This window comes from Pseudomonas sp. ES1, assembly GCF_050586605.1.
Taxonomy (GTDB): domain Bacteria; phylum Pseudomonadota; class Gammaproteobacteria; order Pseudomonadales; family Pseudomonadaceae; genus Aquipseudomonas; species Aquipseudomonas sichuanensis.
This window is the reverse complement of the sequence record NZ_JBOBDM010000028.1, coordinates 36,303-51,520: the sequence shown is the minus strand read 5'-3', so window position 1 is coordinate 51,520 and position 15,218 is coordinate 36,303. Positions and strand designations below refer to the sequence as shown.

The window sequence follows — 15,218 nt, the reverse complement described above, 5'->3', positions numbered from 1 at the left end:
GCCAATACTCGCCAGGACGCTTCAAACAAATAAGACCCCTTGCAGAAAGAGCGCCGCGTGCCCAAGGATGATCACTCGCCCATTACCCGAAACTTCACAGGACAGCTGCCCTTTGCGAGCACCGCCCTGTTCGCACCTCAGCATCTGCTTGCCCAGTCGCTGCGCCCACAACGGCGCCAGCGAGGTATGGGCAGAACCTGTGACCGGATCCTCGTTGACCCCGACCCGCGGACCGAACCAGCGGGTAACGAAATCGAAGCCGCGGCCCGGTGCGGTCACAGCAATGCCACGCACATCGAAAGCCGACAGTGCAACGAAGTCCGGCTTGAGCGCGTCGAGCAGCGAGGCGTCATCGATCATCACCACATAATCGTCCGAGCGATACACGGCCCTCGCGCCGCACAAGCCCAATGCCTCCAGCAAGCCTTCGGGGACGTCCACCGCGACCGGCTGCTTGACCGGAAAATCCATGGCCAGCCGGCCATCGGCACCACGGCTGACCCGCAACTCACCGCTACGGGTATTGAACCGCAGCACCTCGGCTCGCTCGCCCAGTTGCTCGAACAGCACCCAGGCCGCCGCTAACGTCGCATGACCACACAGGTCGACTTCCACGGTCGGCGTGAACCAGCGCAAGTCGAACACTTCGCCATTGCGTACGAAATAGGCGGTTTCCGACAGATTGTTCTCTTCGGCGATGCGTTGCAGCAGGTCGTCCGGCAACCACTGCTCCAGCGGAATCACCGCCGCAGGGTTGCCGCCGAAAGGCACGGCAGAAAACGCATCGACCTGGAAGATCTCGAGTTGCATGCAAAAACTCCTCAAGCCCGGCAGGGTGCCAGGCAAACATCGGAAAAAGGTTCAGCCGCGAACGGGCGTGAGCACTGGCTGGCCGGCGAAGAACGCCTCCAGGTTGCGCAGCACCAGGGTCACGGTGTCACGGGCCGCTTGCGGTGACTGGCCGGCGACATGCGGGGTGAGTACGGTGTTGCCCAGCGCCTTGAGCGCATCGGGCACGGCAGGCTCGTCATCGAACACATCCAGCGCGGCGCCGGCAATCGCGCCCTGCTGCAAGGCAGCGACCAACGCCTGGGTATCCACCACGCTGGCTCGGGCGATGTTGACCAGATAGCCCTCGGCGCCCAAGGCTTCGAGCACCTGGGCATCCACCAGATGGCGAGTGCCGTTGCCGCCCGGAGTGGCCACCACCAGGATGTCCACTGCGTCGGCCAAGTTCAGCGGGCTGTCGTACCAGGTGTAGGGCACATCGGTGCGCGGGGTGCGGCTGTGGTAGCTGATGTTCATATCGAAGCCCAGGGCGGCGCGCCGGGCGATGGCCTGGCCGACTGCGCCAAGGCCGATGATGCCCAGGCGCTTGCCACTCACCGATGGGCTGATCACCCGGTTCCATTCACCGCGACGGGTGCTGGCGTCAGCACGCGGGATGTCACGCAGCAGCGCCAGCAGCAGGGCCAGGGTGTGGTCAGCGACCGCGCCGGCATTGGCCCCGGCGCCATTGGTGACAGTGATGCCACGGGCGGCGGCGGCGGCTAGGTCGACCTGCTCATAGCCGGCGCCGATCACGCAGATGATCTGCAGCTTCACCAGCTGTTCGATTTCAGCACCAGTCAGGCCCAACGGGCCACGGGTGAGCACAGCATCGATTTCGCCAGCGTGCCGGGCGATGGCATCGGCGCGCAGATGCGGCGAGGGCGCGCGGATCAAGCGGTAACCGGCCTGCTCCAGCAGGGGTAGGTAGTCATCGACGGTTTCCACCAGCACCAGGACTGTCTTGCTCATGCCACCCTCCATTGAATGCGAAGGGGGAGTATGCCAGTTGTTGACGCTGCCGGCCCTATCGCGGGGCAAGCCCGCTCCCACGCACATGGCGGCAAGCATCACCGGCGTGGGAGCGGCGGTGCGCCGATGCGACTTGCCCCGCGATCAGACCACGGCAGTCATTGCCCGAACGCCCTGCCCAGGCCACCCGGCACACCACTGCTGTCGGTGTCCTGCCACGGGCCGTTGGGGCTCAATGACCAGCTCCAGCCGTTGTTCCAGCGGTAATAGGTGCGCTGGCGGTAGAAGGTGTTGGGCTGCTTTTCCAGCACATAGACACCCAGCTTCGGGTCCCAGTGGCTGGCGCCGCCGGGTGGCGGGGCAAAACTGGCGGAAGTGCGCGGCATCGGCTTGGGCGTCGCCGCCGGTCCACCGGGCTTGCTGCCCGGCAGCGGCTTGACCGCTGGCCCCTGGTGCGGCGGCGGTGTGGTCTGGATCGGCGGCAGCGGTTCGCGTTCGCCCGGCTGATGCACCGTACACGCGGAAAGACCCAGGGCCAGGGTAATCAGGGTCAGGCGGACGGTGCTGTTCATGGCGCTGCTCTCTTATGAATCGGGGCTGTCGATGGTCAGGTGCTGGATGGCCTGGGTGCCGCTGGCCAGCGGGGCGCTCTGGCCTTTCCACTCACCGTGGGTCGGCTGGCCTGCACGGGAGACACGGGCAACCAGTTGGACTTCAGCGTAGTCCGACAGTTTCATCTGCGGCATCATCGCATCGGCGTCCGACAGCTCCACCTCGATCGGCAACTGCGCCACGGTCACCCGCTTGGCCGCCAGCGGCATGGGCGGGCCATTGCTGGCGCGGGCGAAGATGAACACGGTGTCGTCCGGGCGCACCTTGTCCTTGAGCGCGGCGGCCAGCTCTACCCGTACTTTCAGCCGTGCGCTTTGCTCGACCTTGGCGCCGCCAGCCTTGAGCTTGTCTGCGGCGCGGTCGATGCCGCCCTGCAGCGCGGCACGCGAGGCATCGCCCTCGGGCAACTGCGCCAGCAGGCGCTGCCAGAAACCGATGGCTTCCTGGTAACGCTGCCCCTCGAACGCGGCAATACCGCGCAGGCCGAGGCTGGTGACTTCCTGCGGGTCGGCCTTCAAGGCCTCCTCGGTCAGCGCTTGCAGTTGCGGGCTCCACTGCTTGTCGGCGGCGAAGTACAGCGCCTGGGCCCATTGCCCGAGCAGCTCCGGCTGGCGCCCGGCCAGGGATACTGCGCGCTCGAAGGCCTTGGCGGCATCCGCCGGGCGCTGATCGGCCATATAGGTACGGCCCAGGATGTACAGGGCTTCGGCCGAGTCCGGCTGGGCCTGTACCGCCCGCTCCAGGCGCGAGGTCATTTCCTGCATGGATTGCGGCGCCTTGGCGAACTCCTGGGTCAGCTCGACCTTGTCGGCGGCGCCGAAGTGCAGGTACAGCCCCAGCGCCATGGCGGGCACCAGCACCGCCGCCAGCAGCGGGATGGCCTTGCCCAGGTGGCCCTGGCGGGCGGCGCCGTCGCGCTCGGTGTCGGCCAGCAGCTCGCGGGCCGCTTCGTCGCGGCCCTTGGCCAGTTGTTCGGCGTCGAGCACCCCGGCCTGCTGCTGGGCAGCCAGCTCGGCGACGCGTTCTTCGAACAGCGCCACGTTGAGTGCGGTACGGTCCTGCTCGGCCTGCTGGCGACGGCGGCCACGCAGGATCGGGAGCAGCAGAAATGCCAGGGCGGCGAGCAGCAGCAGGCCCGCGCTAAGCCAGAATTCAGTCATGGGTACGGTCTTTTTCCAGCAGTTTGGCGAGACGCTCGCGTTCATCGGCAGACAATTCGGCAGGGCCGGCCGCGGCCTGGCCACGGCGGCGGCGCACGATCAGCGCCAGCACCACGAAACCGCCGGCCAGCAGGATGCCCGGGCCGAACCAGAGCAGGAAGGTGCGCCCACTGAGCGCCGGCTTGTAGCGCACGAAGTCGCCATAGCGATCGACCATGAAATCGACGATCTGCTGATTGCTCTTGTTCTCGCCCAGCATGCGGAAGATCTCGCGGCGCAGGTCGGCAGCGATCGGCGCGTTGGAGTCGGCGATGTCCTGGTTCTGGCACTTGGGGCAGCGCAGTTCCTTGGTCAGCTGCTGGTAGCGCTCACGTTCGGCTTGGTCGCGAAACTGGTAGGTGTCGATGGCCGCCCTGGCGGCGCCGGCCAGGCTCAAACCCAGCACGGCGGCGGCTAACCAGCGCTTCATGGCCTGGCCTCATCGACCAGGCCCTGGTACAGCGGCGCCAGCTGCTCGCGCCACACCGTGGCATCGACCACACCGACGTGCTTGTAGCGGATGATGCCCTTGGCATCGACCAGGAAGGTTTCCGGCGCGCCGTACACGCCCAGGTCCAGGCCCAGCGTGCCTTGCGGGTCGGCGATATTGAGCTGGTAGGGGTTGTGGAACTCGGCCAGCCATTTCAGCGCGGCGGCGTTGTCGTCCTTGTAGTTGACCCCGTGGATCACCACGCCCTGCTCGGCCAGCTGGTTGAGGTAGGGGTGCTCGACCTTGCACGACGGGCACCAGGTGCCCCACACGTTGACCAGCGCCGGACGGCCGAGCAGGTCGGCCTGGGTCAGCGTGCGGTCGCCCTGCACGGTACCCAGCGAGAAGGCCGGGAACGGCTTGCCGATCATCGCCGAGGGCAGCTCGTCGGGCTTGAGGAACAGCCCTTTGTAAAGAAACACCGCCACCAGCAGGAACACCGCCAGTGGCACCACCATGACCCAACGCTTCATGCAGTTGCTCCAGACACGCCCAGGGCCTCACGCACCCGGGTCTTGACCTTGACGCGGTAGCGTCGGTCGAAGGCCGCCAGCAAGCCGCCCAGGCCGGTCAGCAGACCGCCCAGCCAGATCCAGCGGACATAGGGTTTGATATGCACCCGCACCGCCCAGGCGCCGTTTTCCAGCGGTTCGCCCAGGGCGACATACAGGTCGCGGGTAAAGCCGGCATCGATGCCGGCCTCGGTCATCATCGACTGCTGCACGGTGTACAGGCGTTTTTCCGGGTGCAGTACCGAGACTTCACGGCCCTCGCGGGAAACCCGCACGGTGCCCTTGTCGGAGATGAAGTTCGGGCCCTCGAAGTGCTTGGCGCCTTCGAACAGGAAGTGGTAGCCGCCCAGCTCGACCGTCTCGCCCGGCGCCATGCGCAGGTCGCGCTCGGCGCTGTTGTTGCTGGACAGCACCACGCCCAGGGCGCACACCACCAGGCCGAGGTGGGCCAGTTGCATGCCCCAGTAGCTGCGGCCAAGGCCGCCAAGGCCTTTGAACAGGCCCTTGTGGCGGGTCTTGTCGAGAATGTCGCGTACGCCGCTCAGGACCACCCAGGCAGCCAGGGCGAATACGCTCAGGGCCGGCCAGTCGAAGTCATCGACCAGCAACCCGGCGAGCGGCGCCAGCACGGCGCTGCCGATCAGCACCGGGGTCATCATGCTGGCCAGCCATTTGCCGGGGGTGTCCTTCCAGCGCACCACCACACCCACGCCCAGCACCAGCATCAGCAGCGCCATCAGCGGCAGGAACAAGGCGTCGAAGTAAGGCGGGCCGACCGACAGCTTGGCCCCGGTCAAGGCATCGAGCACCAGCGGGTAGAGGGTGCCGAGCAGGATCATCGAGGCCGCCACCACCAGGACCAGGTTGTTGGCCAGCAGCAGGGTTTCCCGCGACCACAGGGCAAAGCCGACCTGGCTCTTGACCACGGGTGCGCGCAGGGCGAACAAGGTCAGCGAGCCACCGACCACGAACAGCAGGAAGATCAGGATGAAGATGCCGCGCGACGGGTCGGCGGCGAACGCGTGCACCGAAGTCAGCACGCCGGAACGGACCAGGAAGGTGCCCAGCAGGCTCAGCGAGAATGCAGCGATGGCCAGCAGCACGGTCCAGCTCTTGAACACGCCGCGTTTTTCGGTGACCGCCAGCGAATGGATCAGCGCCGTGCCCACCAGCCAGGGCATGAACGAGGCGTTTTCCACCGGGTCCCAGAACCACCAGCCGCCCCAGCCCAGTTCGTAGTAGGCCCACCACGAGCCAAGGGTGATGCCCACTCCGAGGAAGGCCCAGGCCACGATGGTCCAGGGCCGCGACCAGCGCGCCCAGGCAGCGTCCAGGCGCCCGCCGAGCAGCGCGGCAATGGCGAAGGCGAAGGCCACCGAGAAGCCCACGTAGCCCATGTACAGCATCGGCGGATGGACGATCAGGCCGAAGTCCTGCAGCAGCGGGTTGAGGTCGCGACCGTCGCCTGGCACCTGTGGCAACAGGCGCGCGAACGGGTTGGACGTGATGATCAAAAAGCTCAGGAAGCCGACGCTGATCATGCCCATCACCGCCAGCACCCGGGCCAGCATCACCTGCGGCAGTTGGCGCGAGAAGATCGACACGGCGAAGGTCCAGCCACCGAGGATCATCGCCCACAGCAGCAGCGAGCCCTCGTGGGCGCCCCATACGGCGCTGAACTTGTAGTACCAGGGCAAGGCGCTGTTGGAGTTGCTGGCCACATAGGCGACCGAGAAGTTGTCGGTCATGAAGGCGTGGGTCAGGCAGGCGAAGGCAAAGGCGAGGAAGGCAAACTGCCCCCAGGCCGCCGGGCGCGCCAGGCTCATCCACAGGCTGTCGCCGCGCCAGGCGCCAAGCAACGGCACCGTGGCCTGCACCACAGCGAAGCAGATCGCCAGGATCATCGCCAACTGGCCGAGTTCGGGGATCACCAGGGCCGCGTTCATGGCTTGGCCTCCGCCTGGCCGCTTTCTTTCAGGGCCTTGCTGACTTCCGGCGGCATGTATTTCTCGTCGTGCTTGGCCAGCACCTCGTCAGCCACCACCACGCCGTCGGCGTTGAGCTTGCCCAGCGCGACGATGCCCTGCCCTTCGCGGAACAGGTCGGGGAGGATGCCGCGGTAGGTGATCGGCACGGACTTGGCGTAGTCGGTGACCACGAAGCGCACGTCCAGCGAGTCCGCCGAGCGCTGCACCGAGCCTTTCTCGACCATGCCGCCGGCGCGGATGCGGGTGTCCAGCGGCGCTTCGCCGTTGGCGATCTGCGTGGGGGTATAGAACAGGTTGATGTTCTGCTGCAGGGCACTCAGGGCAAAGCCCACGGCCACGCCGACACCGGCCAGCAGGCCGAGGATGATGAACAGGCGTTTCTTGCGCTGCGGATTCACGGTTTGCTCTCCCGGCGCAGACGGCGCGCCTCTTCTTGCAGGTAGCGACGGCGGGCCAGCAGGGGCGCGGCGACATTCAGCGCCAGCACCGCCAGGCAGATGCCGTAGGCCGACCAGACGTACAGGCCATGGTGGCCCATGGCGAGGAAATCATTGAACGAGGCGAAGCTCATCGTGCTGCCCCCCGGCCCAGGCTGTTCAATACCTCATCCTTGACCCAGCTGGCGCGGGCTTCGCGCTTGAGCACTTCGAGGCGCATGCGCAGCAACAGCACCACGCCGAAGAAGCAGTAGAAACCCAGCGCCGTGAGCAGCAACGGCAGCCACATCTCCACCGGCATCGCCGGTTTTTCGGTGAGGGTGAAGGTGGCGCCCTGGTGCAGGGTATTCCACCACTCCACCGAGTACTTGATGATCGGGATGTTGATCACGCCGACGATGGCCAGCACCGCGCAGGCCTTGGCCGCGCTGTCGCGGTTACTGATGGCCTGGCCCAGGGCGATGATGCCGAAGTACAGGAACAGCAGGATCAGCATCGAGGTCAGGCGCGCGTCCCACACCCACCAGCTGCCCCAGGTCGGCTTGCCCCAGATGGCGCCTGTAACCAGCGCCACCGCGGTCATCCAGGCGCCGATGGGCGCTGCGCATTGCAGGGCGACGTCGGCCAGTTTCATCTTCCACACCAGCCCCACCACCCCGGCCACCGCCAGCATCACGTAGCAGGACTGCGCCAGCATCGCTGCCGGCACGTGGATATAGATGATGCGGAAACTGTTGCCCTGCTGGTAGTCCTGGGGGGCGAAGGCCAGGCCCCAGGTGATGCCCACCAGCAGCAGCAGGATGGCGGAAACGGTCAGCCACGGCAGCATGCGGCCGCTGATGGCATAGAACCATTTGGGGGAACCCAGCTTGTGGAACCACGTCCAGCTAATTTTCATCAGGGTACATCCAGGGTGTTGGCCAGGCTGCAATGCCCGGAACTCGTTATTCGCCGACGCTGATCTTCAGGCCGGCGGCGATCGCAAAGGGTGCCAGTGTCACCGCCAGGGCCGTCAGGCTGGCGAGCCAGAGCAGGTGGCCGGTGGCCGGCATATTCTGCAACGCCGCCTGCAACGCACCACTGCCCAGGATCAATACAGGGATATACAACGGCAGAATCAGCAACGCCAGCAGCAAACCGCCGCGCTTGAGACCGACCGTCAGCGCCGCCCCCACCGCGCCCAGCAGGCTCAGCACCGGCGTGCCCAGCAACAGCGAAGCGAGCAGCACCGGCAGGCAACTGGCCGGCAAGCCGAGCATCAGCGCCAACAGTGGCGCCAACAATACCAGCGCCAGGCCGGAAAAGATCCAGTGCGCCAGGACCTTGGCCAGCACCAGTAACGCCAGTGGGTGCGGCGACAGCACCCACTGCTCCAGCGAGCCGTCCTCGAAGTCGCTGCGAAACAGCCCGTCCAGCGACAGCAGCACCGCCAGCAACGCCGCGACCCAGACCAGTCCCGGCGACAAGGTTTGCAACAATTGCGTCTCGGGGCCCACCGCCAGGGGGAACAGCGCGACCACTATGGCAAAGAACACCAGCGGGTTGGCCAGCTCCGCCGGACGGCGGAACAACAGGCGCGCTTCGCGGCGCAACAGCAGAAGGAATACGCTCATGCCGCCCATTGCCCCAGGTTAAGTTCACGGTAACCGGCAGGCTTGTGCGCGAGGCTGTGGTGGGTGGTCAGCACCACCGTGCCGCCTTGTTCGCAATGCGCCGCCAGGTGCGCCTCAAGCTGGGCGACGCCCTGCTTGTCGAGGGCGGTGAACGGTTCGTCGAGAATCCACAGCGGCGGGCTGTCCAGGTACAACCGCGCCAGCGCCACGCGCCGTTGCTGGCCGGCTGACAGGGTATGGCACGGCACATCCTCGAAACCGCGCAGGCCGACGGCCTCCAGCGCGCGCCAGATGGCATCGCGGCCCGCCGGCTGGTGCAGCGCGCAGAGCCAGGCGAGGTTCTCTTCGGCGGTGAGCAAGTCCTTGATGCCGGCGGCGTGCCCGATCCAGATGAGGATGCTGGCCAGGGCGTGGCGCTGCTCGGCCAATGGCTGGCCGCCGAGCAGGATCTGCCCGGCGGTGGGCTGCATCAGCCCGGCCAGCAGGCGCAACAGGCTGGTCTTGCCGCTGCCGTTGGGGCCGGCGATCTGCAGCATGTCGCCAGGGCGCAGTTCGAAGTCCAGGTGCTCGAACAGCAGTCGCCAGTCGCGCTCGCAGGCCAGGCCTGCGGCTTGGAGGTGAAGGGTCACGGTTTCGCCTTATTAAGGTTGGGCTCATGATCTACGCCGCTCCTTCGCGGGTAAACCCGCTCCCATAAGGACCAACGCAATCCCTGTGGGAGCGGGTTTACCCGCGAAGCAGACGACACCGGTCTTGAACCCTGTGTCTCAAGTCGCCCCCTGCCCTGCCGTTATACTGGCAGGCGGGCGGCCGGCATTATTACACGCGCTGCCCCGCTGCCAAGAGGGCGGGTTCGACAGGTTGTATACAATCATGACTGAAATCAATAGTCTCGGCGCACAAACTGCGCCAAGCCCCCAGGTGACCAGAGCCGCCATGACCGGTGAACTGCTGCGCCTGCTGCAATCGCAGCCCGAGCTGCTGGCACCGGGCGAGACTGCGCGCGCCGAAGTCATGTCGCTGCGCCAGGTCGGCCAGGACTTCCAGCTCCTGCTGCGCTTGACCCAGACCAACGGCACCCAGACCCAGCTGCAGGCCAGCGCCAGCCAGCCACTGCCCCAGGGCAGCCTGATCACCGTCAGCCAAACCGACAGCAACCGCCTGGCGGTGCTGGTGCAGCAAGCCAACGCCAGCAATATCGCCACCCTCACCCGCATCGACACCCGCCAGGTGCCGGTCGGCACCTTGCTGCAAGGCAAAGTGCTGACCAGCCAGGCCTTGCCGCACCCCCCCGGAGAAGTAGCCAGCTTCCGTTCGCTGGTGAGCCTGCTCAACAGCAGCCAGGCCGGAGCCACCCTGACCATCGACAGCCCGCGCCCATTACCGGTCGGCAGCCTGCTCAGCGCCCAGGTGCAAGGCGACCAGTCGCTGCGTTTTGTGCCCCTCAGTGGCCGCCAGGATCAAATGGCGATCGCCCAGCACCTGGTCACCCAGCAAGGGCAGCAGGCGTCACTGCCGGGGCTGCTCAGCGGCCTGCAGCAGATCGCCCGCTCGCCAGACGCCGGTGTCGAGCTGCGCGCCAGCGCCGAGCGCCTGCTGGCCAGCCTGCCGGACGCCCGCCAACTGAGCGAGCCGAAGAACCTCGCCCAGGCGCTCAGCAACAGCGGCGCGTTCCTGGAGACCAAGCTGCTCGGCGGGCTTGCCAGCGGCGTGGCACCCGACCTCAAGGCACAGCTGGTGCGCCTGATCGCCCAGTTGCCGCCGCCAGCGGCCAGCTCGACACTCAGCCCGATGCTGACCAGCACCTCCCTGGCCCAGGCCCTGCCTGGCTTTGCCCGCAGCGCACTGGGCATGCTCGGCCAGGTCAGCCCACGCCCACAGTCGGGGCCCTTCCCGCTGCCCACACGCCTGCTGCAGAAGCTGGAGCAGGAAGGCGATCTGCAGCAACTGCTGCGCCTGGCCGCCGGCGCCGTTTCGCGCCTGCAAAGCCATGCGCTGTCCAGCCTGCAGCAATCCGGCCAACTGGAAAACGGCAACCAGCAGACCACCTGGCAGACTGAAATCCCCATCCGCCACGGCCAGGAATTCATCCCCCTGCAGGTCAAGCTGCAACGCGAGGAAACCCCGCAGCAGCATGCCGACCGGGAACGCGAGCAGCACGAACAGCGTGATCCACTGGCCGCACTATGGCGCATCGATCTGGCCTTCGATCTGGCCCCCCTTGGCCCCTTGCAAGTCCAGGCTCAACTGTCCCAGGGGCGCCTGTCGGGCCAGCTCTGGGCCGAGCAGGAGCGCACGGCACGGCTGATCGACAGCCAGCTCGGCGCCCTGCGCGAACGGCTGCTGGCCCGCGGCCTGGATGTCGGCGACCTGGAATGCCACCCCGGCACGCCGCCGCAAGGCCCACGCACACGCCTGGAACAACGTTGGGTGGACGAGAACGCATGAAGCAGCCGCAACCACGCCAGGCCATTGCCCTGAGCTACGACGGCCAGCAGGCCCCCACCCTGAGTGCCAAGGGCGACGACGAACTGGCCGAAGCCATCCTCGCGCTTGCCCGCGAGCATGAAGTGCCGATCTACGAGAATGCCGAGCTGGTACGCCTGCTGGCGCGCCTGGAACTGGGCGAGCAGATCCCCGAAGCGCTGTACCTGACCATCGCCGAGATCATCGCCTTTGCCTGGCAGCTGCGCGGCAAAGTGCCGGCCGGCTTCGACGACACGCCGCCGGGCGAACGGGACATCACCCCGTCCACTCTCGCCCTGCCCGAACCGCGACGATAACTATGTAGGGCCCGCGCACGACCGGCGCCTGCCACCTTCGCCAGCCCATCAACGGCTAAGGTGCACTACCTTGAATACTCCCATCGTCAACAACGCGGGTGTGCAGTACGTCCGCGACCATCTGCGCCACTTTCCTCGCCCCGACCGCATCGCTGCCGATGCCATAAAGGCCTGGGCGGCCCAGCACCAGCTGATTCTGGACCCCGACCAGGTCGATGTGGTGACCCTGCACTACCAGTCAGGCAGCAACGCCAGCTGGGAGGGTATCGTCGTGCAGAAGCAGAGCCTGACGCAGGCCATGCTGTCGAACTGGCAAGGCGAATCCAACAACAACCTGGTTGGCGGACTGTTCGGCGAACCCTGGGCCGGGCATTTTCCCGGCAAGATTCGCCTGGTCGAAAAATTGCGTGAGCGCGAGTGGTACAGCAATGGCGCGGCCTACGAAGTCTACAACGGCCTGTTCCGACGTTCGCAGCCCCAGGAATACAGCCACAAGACCCATATCGATGTGCCGGCCGAAGACCTGCAGCGGTTCATCTGGAACCTGGATTTTCATACCCGCTACAAGGCCTTGCTGGACAGCTACTGGTCCAACCACCTGGACAGCTACCGCGTCAGCGCGCAGATCAACTTCCTCGCCGCCTGCAACAAGCAGGCAGAGGAAGGCAGCCTCAGCCGCGCCGGCGTACGCCTCGCCTGGCAGGCTGCTGGGGTGACCACCCGCCCTCCCAGCGTCCAGGTCCGCCCGCTGAACGTGTATGGCTATACCGCGACCGACCTGCTCTGTTTCAAGGACAAGAGCAGCGGCCTGACCTTGCTCTACATACCCGGCAACGCCTCGCCCCTGCATGAGTTCGCCAGCGAAGGGCTGCTCAAGGACTGGTTCGCGCAGCAGTGCAAGGACCTGCAAAAACGCCAGGCGCTGATGGAGCACTTCGCCCAGGCCGATACGCCGGACGGCCTGAGCTACAGCGGCCTGGCAACCGCACTCGATGGCCTGGCGGTATACCCGCGCAGCAACGACCTGAACCCTCAGCGCCCAGGCTTCACCACCGAAGGGCATTGGTCGCCGCGCGATTATGTGAATTACAAGGCCGAGACCTACAGCCCTGCCATCGATGGCGATCTGTTCCTCGCGCTGGCCAAGCGTCACAAACGCCGCAGCTACCAGGACGCGGACTTCATCGTCACCGATCAAAGCGAAGTGCTCAAGGCGCGCTGGCGCGGCTACCTGAAGTCGGCGCTCGACTACCTGGCGCCACTGGCGCTGGTGGTACCGGAACTGGCCCCGCTGTTCGCCATCGGCGGCATGGCGCAATTCGGCCTCGGGCTGGATCAGGCCATTCACGGCAAGAACCAGGCGCAACAGGCCGAGGGCGTGCAAGGGGCCGCCTTCGGCCTGCTCAACGCCGCACCGCTGTTGCACCAGCTCGCCCAGGAATCACCCTTGCTGCTGAGTTTCAAGGACGAACGCTTCGTCATGCCCAGCAGGGTCAACGGCCAGCTGGGCTATCCCATGGGGCCGGTCACGCCGCCGCACTTTCCTGAGGCGATAGCCGAGTACTTTCACAGCCCCGTGCCGATCGCCCCACTGACCGACGCCGATCCGCTGGTCAGCAGCAGGGTCAGTCGCATACCGCGCTACGACGGCACGCCCGACAGCCTGTACGCGACGGTCGACGGCTATGTCACCGAAATGATCTACGACGTGGAATTCGATGCGTTCATCCGGGAGGACGAACTCAACCATGTGGACCCGACCTTCCATGTACCGGATCCTGCGGCCAATCGTCTGATTGAAATCGATGTGCGCACCCGCCCGGTCACCCAGGACATGCGCACGCGCTCCTTGCGAGCGCTGGGCATCAACCTGCGCCTGCCGATCGAGTACCCCACCATCGACTCCACGGCCCTGCAGCCGATTCCCAAGCAGGTATCGAGCATCTGAGTCGGTGACAAGGTGATCAGCAGGGCACTGTTGGAGAACCTGGGCAACAACGCCCGACGACTGAGTGAAAGCCAGTATGCCTACCGGCTGTTCCTGTCGAACGCGACCCCCGAGGCATATCGCCAGAACCTGCGTCTGCTCGCCGAGCATGCGCCGACCCTACAGGTCGTAACCTTGGAGGAACACCCGTTCTACGCCAGCTTCCAGAGCAGCCCCTACTTCGCCCAATATCAGGCAGCCATCGACGGCAATGGCGGCGTGGCCACCAACTTCTCGTCGGCCTCCGATGTGCTGCGTTACCCGTTGCTCAACCACGAGGGCGGCCTGTACCTGGACGTGGACGACACCCTGCGCGCACCCGGTAGGCCGCTGATGATCAATGGCCAGCCAAGGGGCGAGCCGGGCGAGGCCATCGATACGGTCGAGCTGCTCGCCCCCGGCGACGGCCTGGTGCTCTACCCGCCGGTGTCCAACGAAAAGCTCGGCATGCACCTGCAGTACAACACCACGCCGATCGGCAGCCACCCGGGCAACCCGCTGCTCGAGACAATCTCGGAGGAAATGCGTACACGATTTGCCGCCGAGCCAGGCTTCTATGACAGCCGACCTGATCCCCAGCTCGACCCGCAGGCAGCCTATGAATACGCGGAGAAACTGAACAGGCTGACAGGCCCGGCCATGCTCACCAGCGTGATCGACCGGCACCTGCCGCTGCAGGCCACGCTGCGTCAGGTCACCAACCTGTATGCCATGCCCCGGGTTAACGCAGGGCACTTCGTCGACGTGCAGCGCTTCAACCAACTGCAGCGCCAGTGGCTGCCACTGGGCCGCATCGTCAGGATCGGCGGCAGCCATTCCTGGGCCACCACCTGATGTCACTCAAGCCAATCGGGGCCGCTTCGCGCCCCCGATAGCGACCTGCCGTGGATCATTCGCCGTGGTGCAGCTTGCGCATCAGCTCGGCCTCGGCCTGGGTCAGGCCGCAGGTTTGCGTCAGTTCCTCGACACTGGCCCCCATACCCACCAGCTTGGCGGCCTGAGTGAAGGTGACACTGTTGGGGTCGCGTTGTTCCAGTTGCTGGAGCTTCTCCGGCAACGGCGCGACCACCGCGCGCAGTTCGTGAATGGCCTCGCCCATGCGCACGGTGCCGTTCTGGTAATCGTCCAGGCGCTTGCCCAGGTCCTTGATGCGCTGGTCACGCAGCGCATCGCCCTGGGCCTGCTGTGCCGCCAGCTCGCGCTGGCGCTTGCTGTAATTGAGGAAGAACCACAGGCTCAGCGCCCACAGCAGCGCCAGGAGGATGACAGCAGCCTCGAAAATCAACTCAGATGCTCTCCAGCTCGGACCACTCTTCCTCGGTCATCATCTTGTCCAGCTCGACCAGGATCAGCAGCTCGCCGTTCTTGTTGCAGACGCCCTGGATGAACTTGGCCGATTCTTCGTTGCCGACGTTCGGCGCGGTCTCGATTTCCGACTGACGCAGGTACACCACTTCAGCGACGCTGTCGACGAGGATGCCGACCACCTGCTTGTCCGCCTCGATGATGACGATGCGGGTATTGTCGGTGATGTCCGAAGGCATCAGGCCGAAGCGCTGGCGGGTGTCGATCACCGTCACCACGTTGCCGCGCAGGTTGATGATGCCCAGCACGTAGCTGGGTGCGCCCGGCACCGGAGCGATCTCGGTGTAGCGCAGCACTTCCTGGACCTGCATGACGTTGATGCCGTAGGACTCATTGTCCAGACGGAAAGTAACCCATTGCAGGATCGGATCTTCGGAACCTTGTGCAGACGACTTCTTCATTCCCCTAGCCCTCTCAATCCGCCTTCGGCGG

16 protein-coding genes and 1 pseudogene are annotated in these 15,218 nt (G+C 65.9%); 3 read left to right on the top strand and 14 right to left on the bottom strand.

Annotated elements, in window-relative coordinates; all coding sequences use genetic code 11:
- Positions 1 to 21: 21 nt before the first annotated feature.
- The 12 genes from ACQ4N9_RS13650 to ccmA all read right to left on the bottom strand — a co-directional run bounded on the left by ACQ4N9_RS13650 (position 22) and on the right by ccmA (position 9,280).
- Positions 22 to 810, bottom strand: coding sequence for a PhzF family phenazine biosynthesis protein (locus ACQ4N9_RS13650; RefSeq protein ID WP_390967371.1), 789 nt, complete (start codon positions 808 to 810; stop codon positions 22 to 24).
- 51 nt (positions 811 to 861) lie between these two features.
- Positions 862 to 1,800, bottom strand: a complete 939-nt coding sequence (locus ACQ4N9_RS13645; RefSeq protein WP_390967370.1) for a 2-hydroxyacid dehydrogenase — start codon at positions 1,798 to 1,800, stop codon at positions 862 to 864.
- Between the two features lie 158 nt (positions 1,801 to 1,958).
- On the bottom strand, positions 1,959 to 2,372 hold the full coding sequence (locus tag ACQ4N9_RS13640) for a hypothetical protein (RefSeq protein ID WP_125857953.1): 414 nt from the start codon (positions 2,370 to 2,372) through the stop codon (positions 1,959 to 1,961).
- Between the two features lie 12 nt (positions 2,373 to 2,384).
- Complete coding sequence (gene ccmI, locus ACQ4N9_RS13635) at positions 2,385 to 3,572, bottom strand: c-type cytochrome biogenesis protein CcmI (RefSeq protein ID WP_258645705.1); 1,188 nt, start codon at positions 3,570 to 3,572, stop codon at positions 2,385 to 2,387.
- Positions 3,565 to 4,041, bottom strand: coding sequence for a cytochrome c-type biogenesis protein (locus ACQ4N9_RS13630; RefSeq protein ID WP_390967369.1), 477 nt, complete (start codon positions 4,039 to 4,041; stop codon positions 3,565 to 3,567). Before ACQ4N9_RS13630 ends, ccmI begins: the two co-directional genes overlap by 8 nt.
- Positions 4,038 to 4,574 carry a DsbE family thiol:disulfide interchange protein gene (locus ACQ4N9_RS13625; protein ID WP_347149243.1) on the bottom strand — a complete coding sequence of 179 codons (537 nt, stop codon included), beginning with the start codon at positions 4,572 to 4,574 and terminating at the stop codon, positions 4,038 to 4,040. The genes ACQ4N9_RS13630 and ACQ4N9_RS13625 overlap by 4 nt, the downstream gene beginning before the upstream one ends.
- Complete coding sequence (locus tag ACQ4N9_RS13620) at positions 4,571 to 6,544, bottom strand: heme lyase CcmF/NrfE family subunit (RefSeq protein ID WP_390967457.1); 1,974 nt, start codon at positions 6,542 to 6,544, stop codon at positions 4,571 to 4,573. The genes ACQ4N9_RS13625 and ACQ4N9_RS13620 overlap by 4 nt, the downstream gene beginning before the upstream one ends.
- Before the next feature lie 11 nt (positions 6,545 to 6,555).
- The gene (ccmE, locus tag ACQ4N9_RS13615; RefSeq protein WP_110995284.1) at positions 6,556 to 6,999 is read right to left on the bottom strand and encodes a cytochrome c maturation protein CcmE; all 444 of its coding nucleotides are present in this window, start codon (positions 6,997 to 6,999) and stop codon (positions 6,556 to 6,558) included.
- A complete protein-coding gene (ccmD, locus tag ACQ4N9_RS13610; RefSeq protein ID WP_110995283.1) occupies positions 6,996 to 7,172 on the bottom strand; it encodes a heme exporter protein CcmD in 177 nt (58 codons plus the stop codon). Before ccmD ends, ccmE begins: the two co-directional genes overlap by 4 nt.
- Positions 7,169 to 7,936: a heme ABC transporter permease gene (locus ACQ4N9_RS13605; protein ID WP_258706049.1), complete on the bottom strand. Its 768-nt coding sequence runs from the start codon at positions 7,934 to 7,936 to the stop codon at positions 7,169 to 7,171. Before ACQ4N9_RS13605 ends, ccmD begins: the two co-directional genes overlap by 4 nt.
- Before the next feature lie 46 nt (positions 7,937 to 7,982).
- Positions 7,983 to 8,651 carry a heme exporter protein CcmB gene (gene ccmB / locus ACQ4N9_RS13600; protein ID WP_110995309.1) on the bottom strand — a complete coding sequence of 223 codons (669 nt, stop codon included), beginning with the start codon at positions 8,649 to 8,651 and terminating at the stop codon, positions 7,983 to 7,985.
- Entirely contained in the window at positions 8,648 to 9,280 is a 633-nt protein-coding gene (ccmA, locus tag ACQ4N9_RS13595; protein ID WP_125463301.1) for a cytochrome c biogenesis heme-transporting ATPase CcmA, read from the bottom strand. Before ccmA ends, ccmB begins: the two co-directional genes overlap by 4 nt.
- Before the next feature lie 244 nt (positions 9,281 to 9,524).
- Between ccmA and ACQ4N9_RS13590 the strand changes: the two genes are divergently transcribed.
- The 3 genes and pseudogenes from ACQ4N9_RS13590 (at position 9,525) to ACQ4N9_RS13580 (ending at position 14,255) form a co-directional block, all read left to right on the top strand.
- Positions 9,525 to 11,099 carry a flagellar hook-length control protein FliK gene (locus ACQ4N9_RS13590; RefSeq protein ID WP_390967368.1) on the top strand — a complete coding sequence of 525 codons (1,575 nt, stop codon included), beginning with the start codon at positions 9,525 to 9,527 and terminating at the stop codon, positions 11,097 to 11,099.
- Positions 11,096 to 11,434: an EscU/YscU/HrcU family type III secretion system export apparatus switch protein gene (locus ACQ4N9_RS13585; protein ID WP_390967367.1), complete on the top strand. Its 339-nt coding sequence runs from the start codon at positions 11,096 to 11,098 to the stop codon at positions 11,432 to 11,434. The genes ACQ4N9_RS13590 and ACQ4N9_RS13585 overlap by 4 nt, the downstream gene beginning before the upstream one ends.
- Positions 11,435 to 11,504: 70 nt before the next feature.
- Positions 11,505 to 14,255, top strand: a pseudogene (locus ACQ4N9_RS13580) (dermonecrotic toxin domain-containing protein).
- A gap of 55 nt (positions 14,256 to 14,310) precedes the next feature.
- On the opposite strand, the gene ACQ4N9_RS13575 reads toward ACQ4N9_RS13580, so the two are convergent.
- On the bottom strand, positions 14,311 to 14,706 hold the full coding sequence (locus tag ACQ4N9_RS13575) for a DUF2802 domain-containing protein (RefSeq protein WP_110995277.1): 396 nt from the start codon (positions 14,704 to 14,706) through the stop codon (positions 14,311 to 14,313).
- Position 14,707: 1 nt separating this feature from the next.
- The gene (locus ACQ4N9_RS13570) at positions 14,708 to 15,187 is read right to left on the bottom strand and encodes a chemotaxis protein CheW (RefSeq protein ID WP_110995276.1); all 480 of its coding nucleotides are present in this window, start codon (positions 15,185 to 15,187) and stop codon (positions 14,708 to 14,710) included.
- Positions 15,188 to 15,218: the final 31 nt, after the last annotated feature.

Excerpts from the sequence above, each read along its gene's own strand:
- ACQ4N9_RS13645 (WP_390967370.1), bottom strand. The coding sequence starts at position 1,800 with ATGAGCAAGACAGTCCTGGTGCTGGTGGAAACCGTCGATGACTACCTA.
- ACQ4N9_RS13640 (WP_125857953.1), bottom strand. The coding sequence starts at position 2,372 with ATGAACAGCACCGTCCGCCTGACCCTGATTACCCTGGCCCTGGGTCTT.
- ccmB (WP_110995309.1), bottom strand. The coding sequence starts at position 8,651 with ATGAGCGTATTCCTTCTGCTGTTGCGCCGCGAAGCGCGCCTGTTGTTC.
- ccmD (WP_110995283.1), bottom strand. The coding sequence starts at position 7,172 with ATGAGCTTCGCCTCGTTCAATGATTTCCTCGCCATGGGCCACCATGGC.
- ACQ4N9_RS13570 (WP_110995276.1), bottom strand. The coding sequence starts at position 15,187 with ATGAAGAAGTCGTCTGCACAAGGTTCCGAAGATCCGATCCTGCAATGG.
- ACQ4N9_RS13590 (WP_390967368.1), top strand. The coding sequence starts at position 9,525 with ATGACTGAAATCAATAGTCTCGGCGCACAAACTGCGCCAAGCCCCCAG.
- ACQ4N9_RS13630 (WP_390967369.1), bottom strand. The coding sequence starts at position 4,041 with ATGAAGCGCTGGTTAGCCGCCGCCGTGCTGGGTTTGAGCCTGGCCGGC.
- ACQ4N9_RS13585 (WP_390967367.1), top strand. The coding sequence starts at position 11,096 with ATGAAGCAGCCGCAACCACGCCAGGCCATTGCCCTGAGCTACGACGGC.
- ccmI (WP_258645705.1), bottom strand. The coding sequence starts at position 3,572 with ATGACTGAATTCTGGCTTAGCGCGGGCCTGCTGCTGCTCGCCGCCCTG.
- ACQ4N9_RS13650 (WP_390967371.1), bottom strand. The coding sequence starts at position 810 with ATGCAACTCGAGATCTTCCAGGTCGATGCGTTTTCTGCCGTGCCTTTC.
- ACQ4N9_RS13605 (WP_258706049.1), bottom strand. The coding sequence starts at position 7,936 with ATGAAAATTAGCTGGACGTGGTTCCACAAGCTGGGTTCCCCCAAATGG.
- ACQ4N9_RS13625 (WP_347149243.1), bottom strand. The coding sequence starts at position 4,574 with ATGAAGCGTTGGGTCATGGTGGTGCCACTGGCGGTGTTCCTGCTGGTG.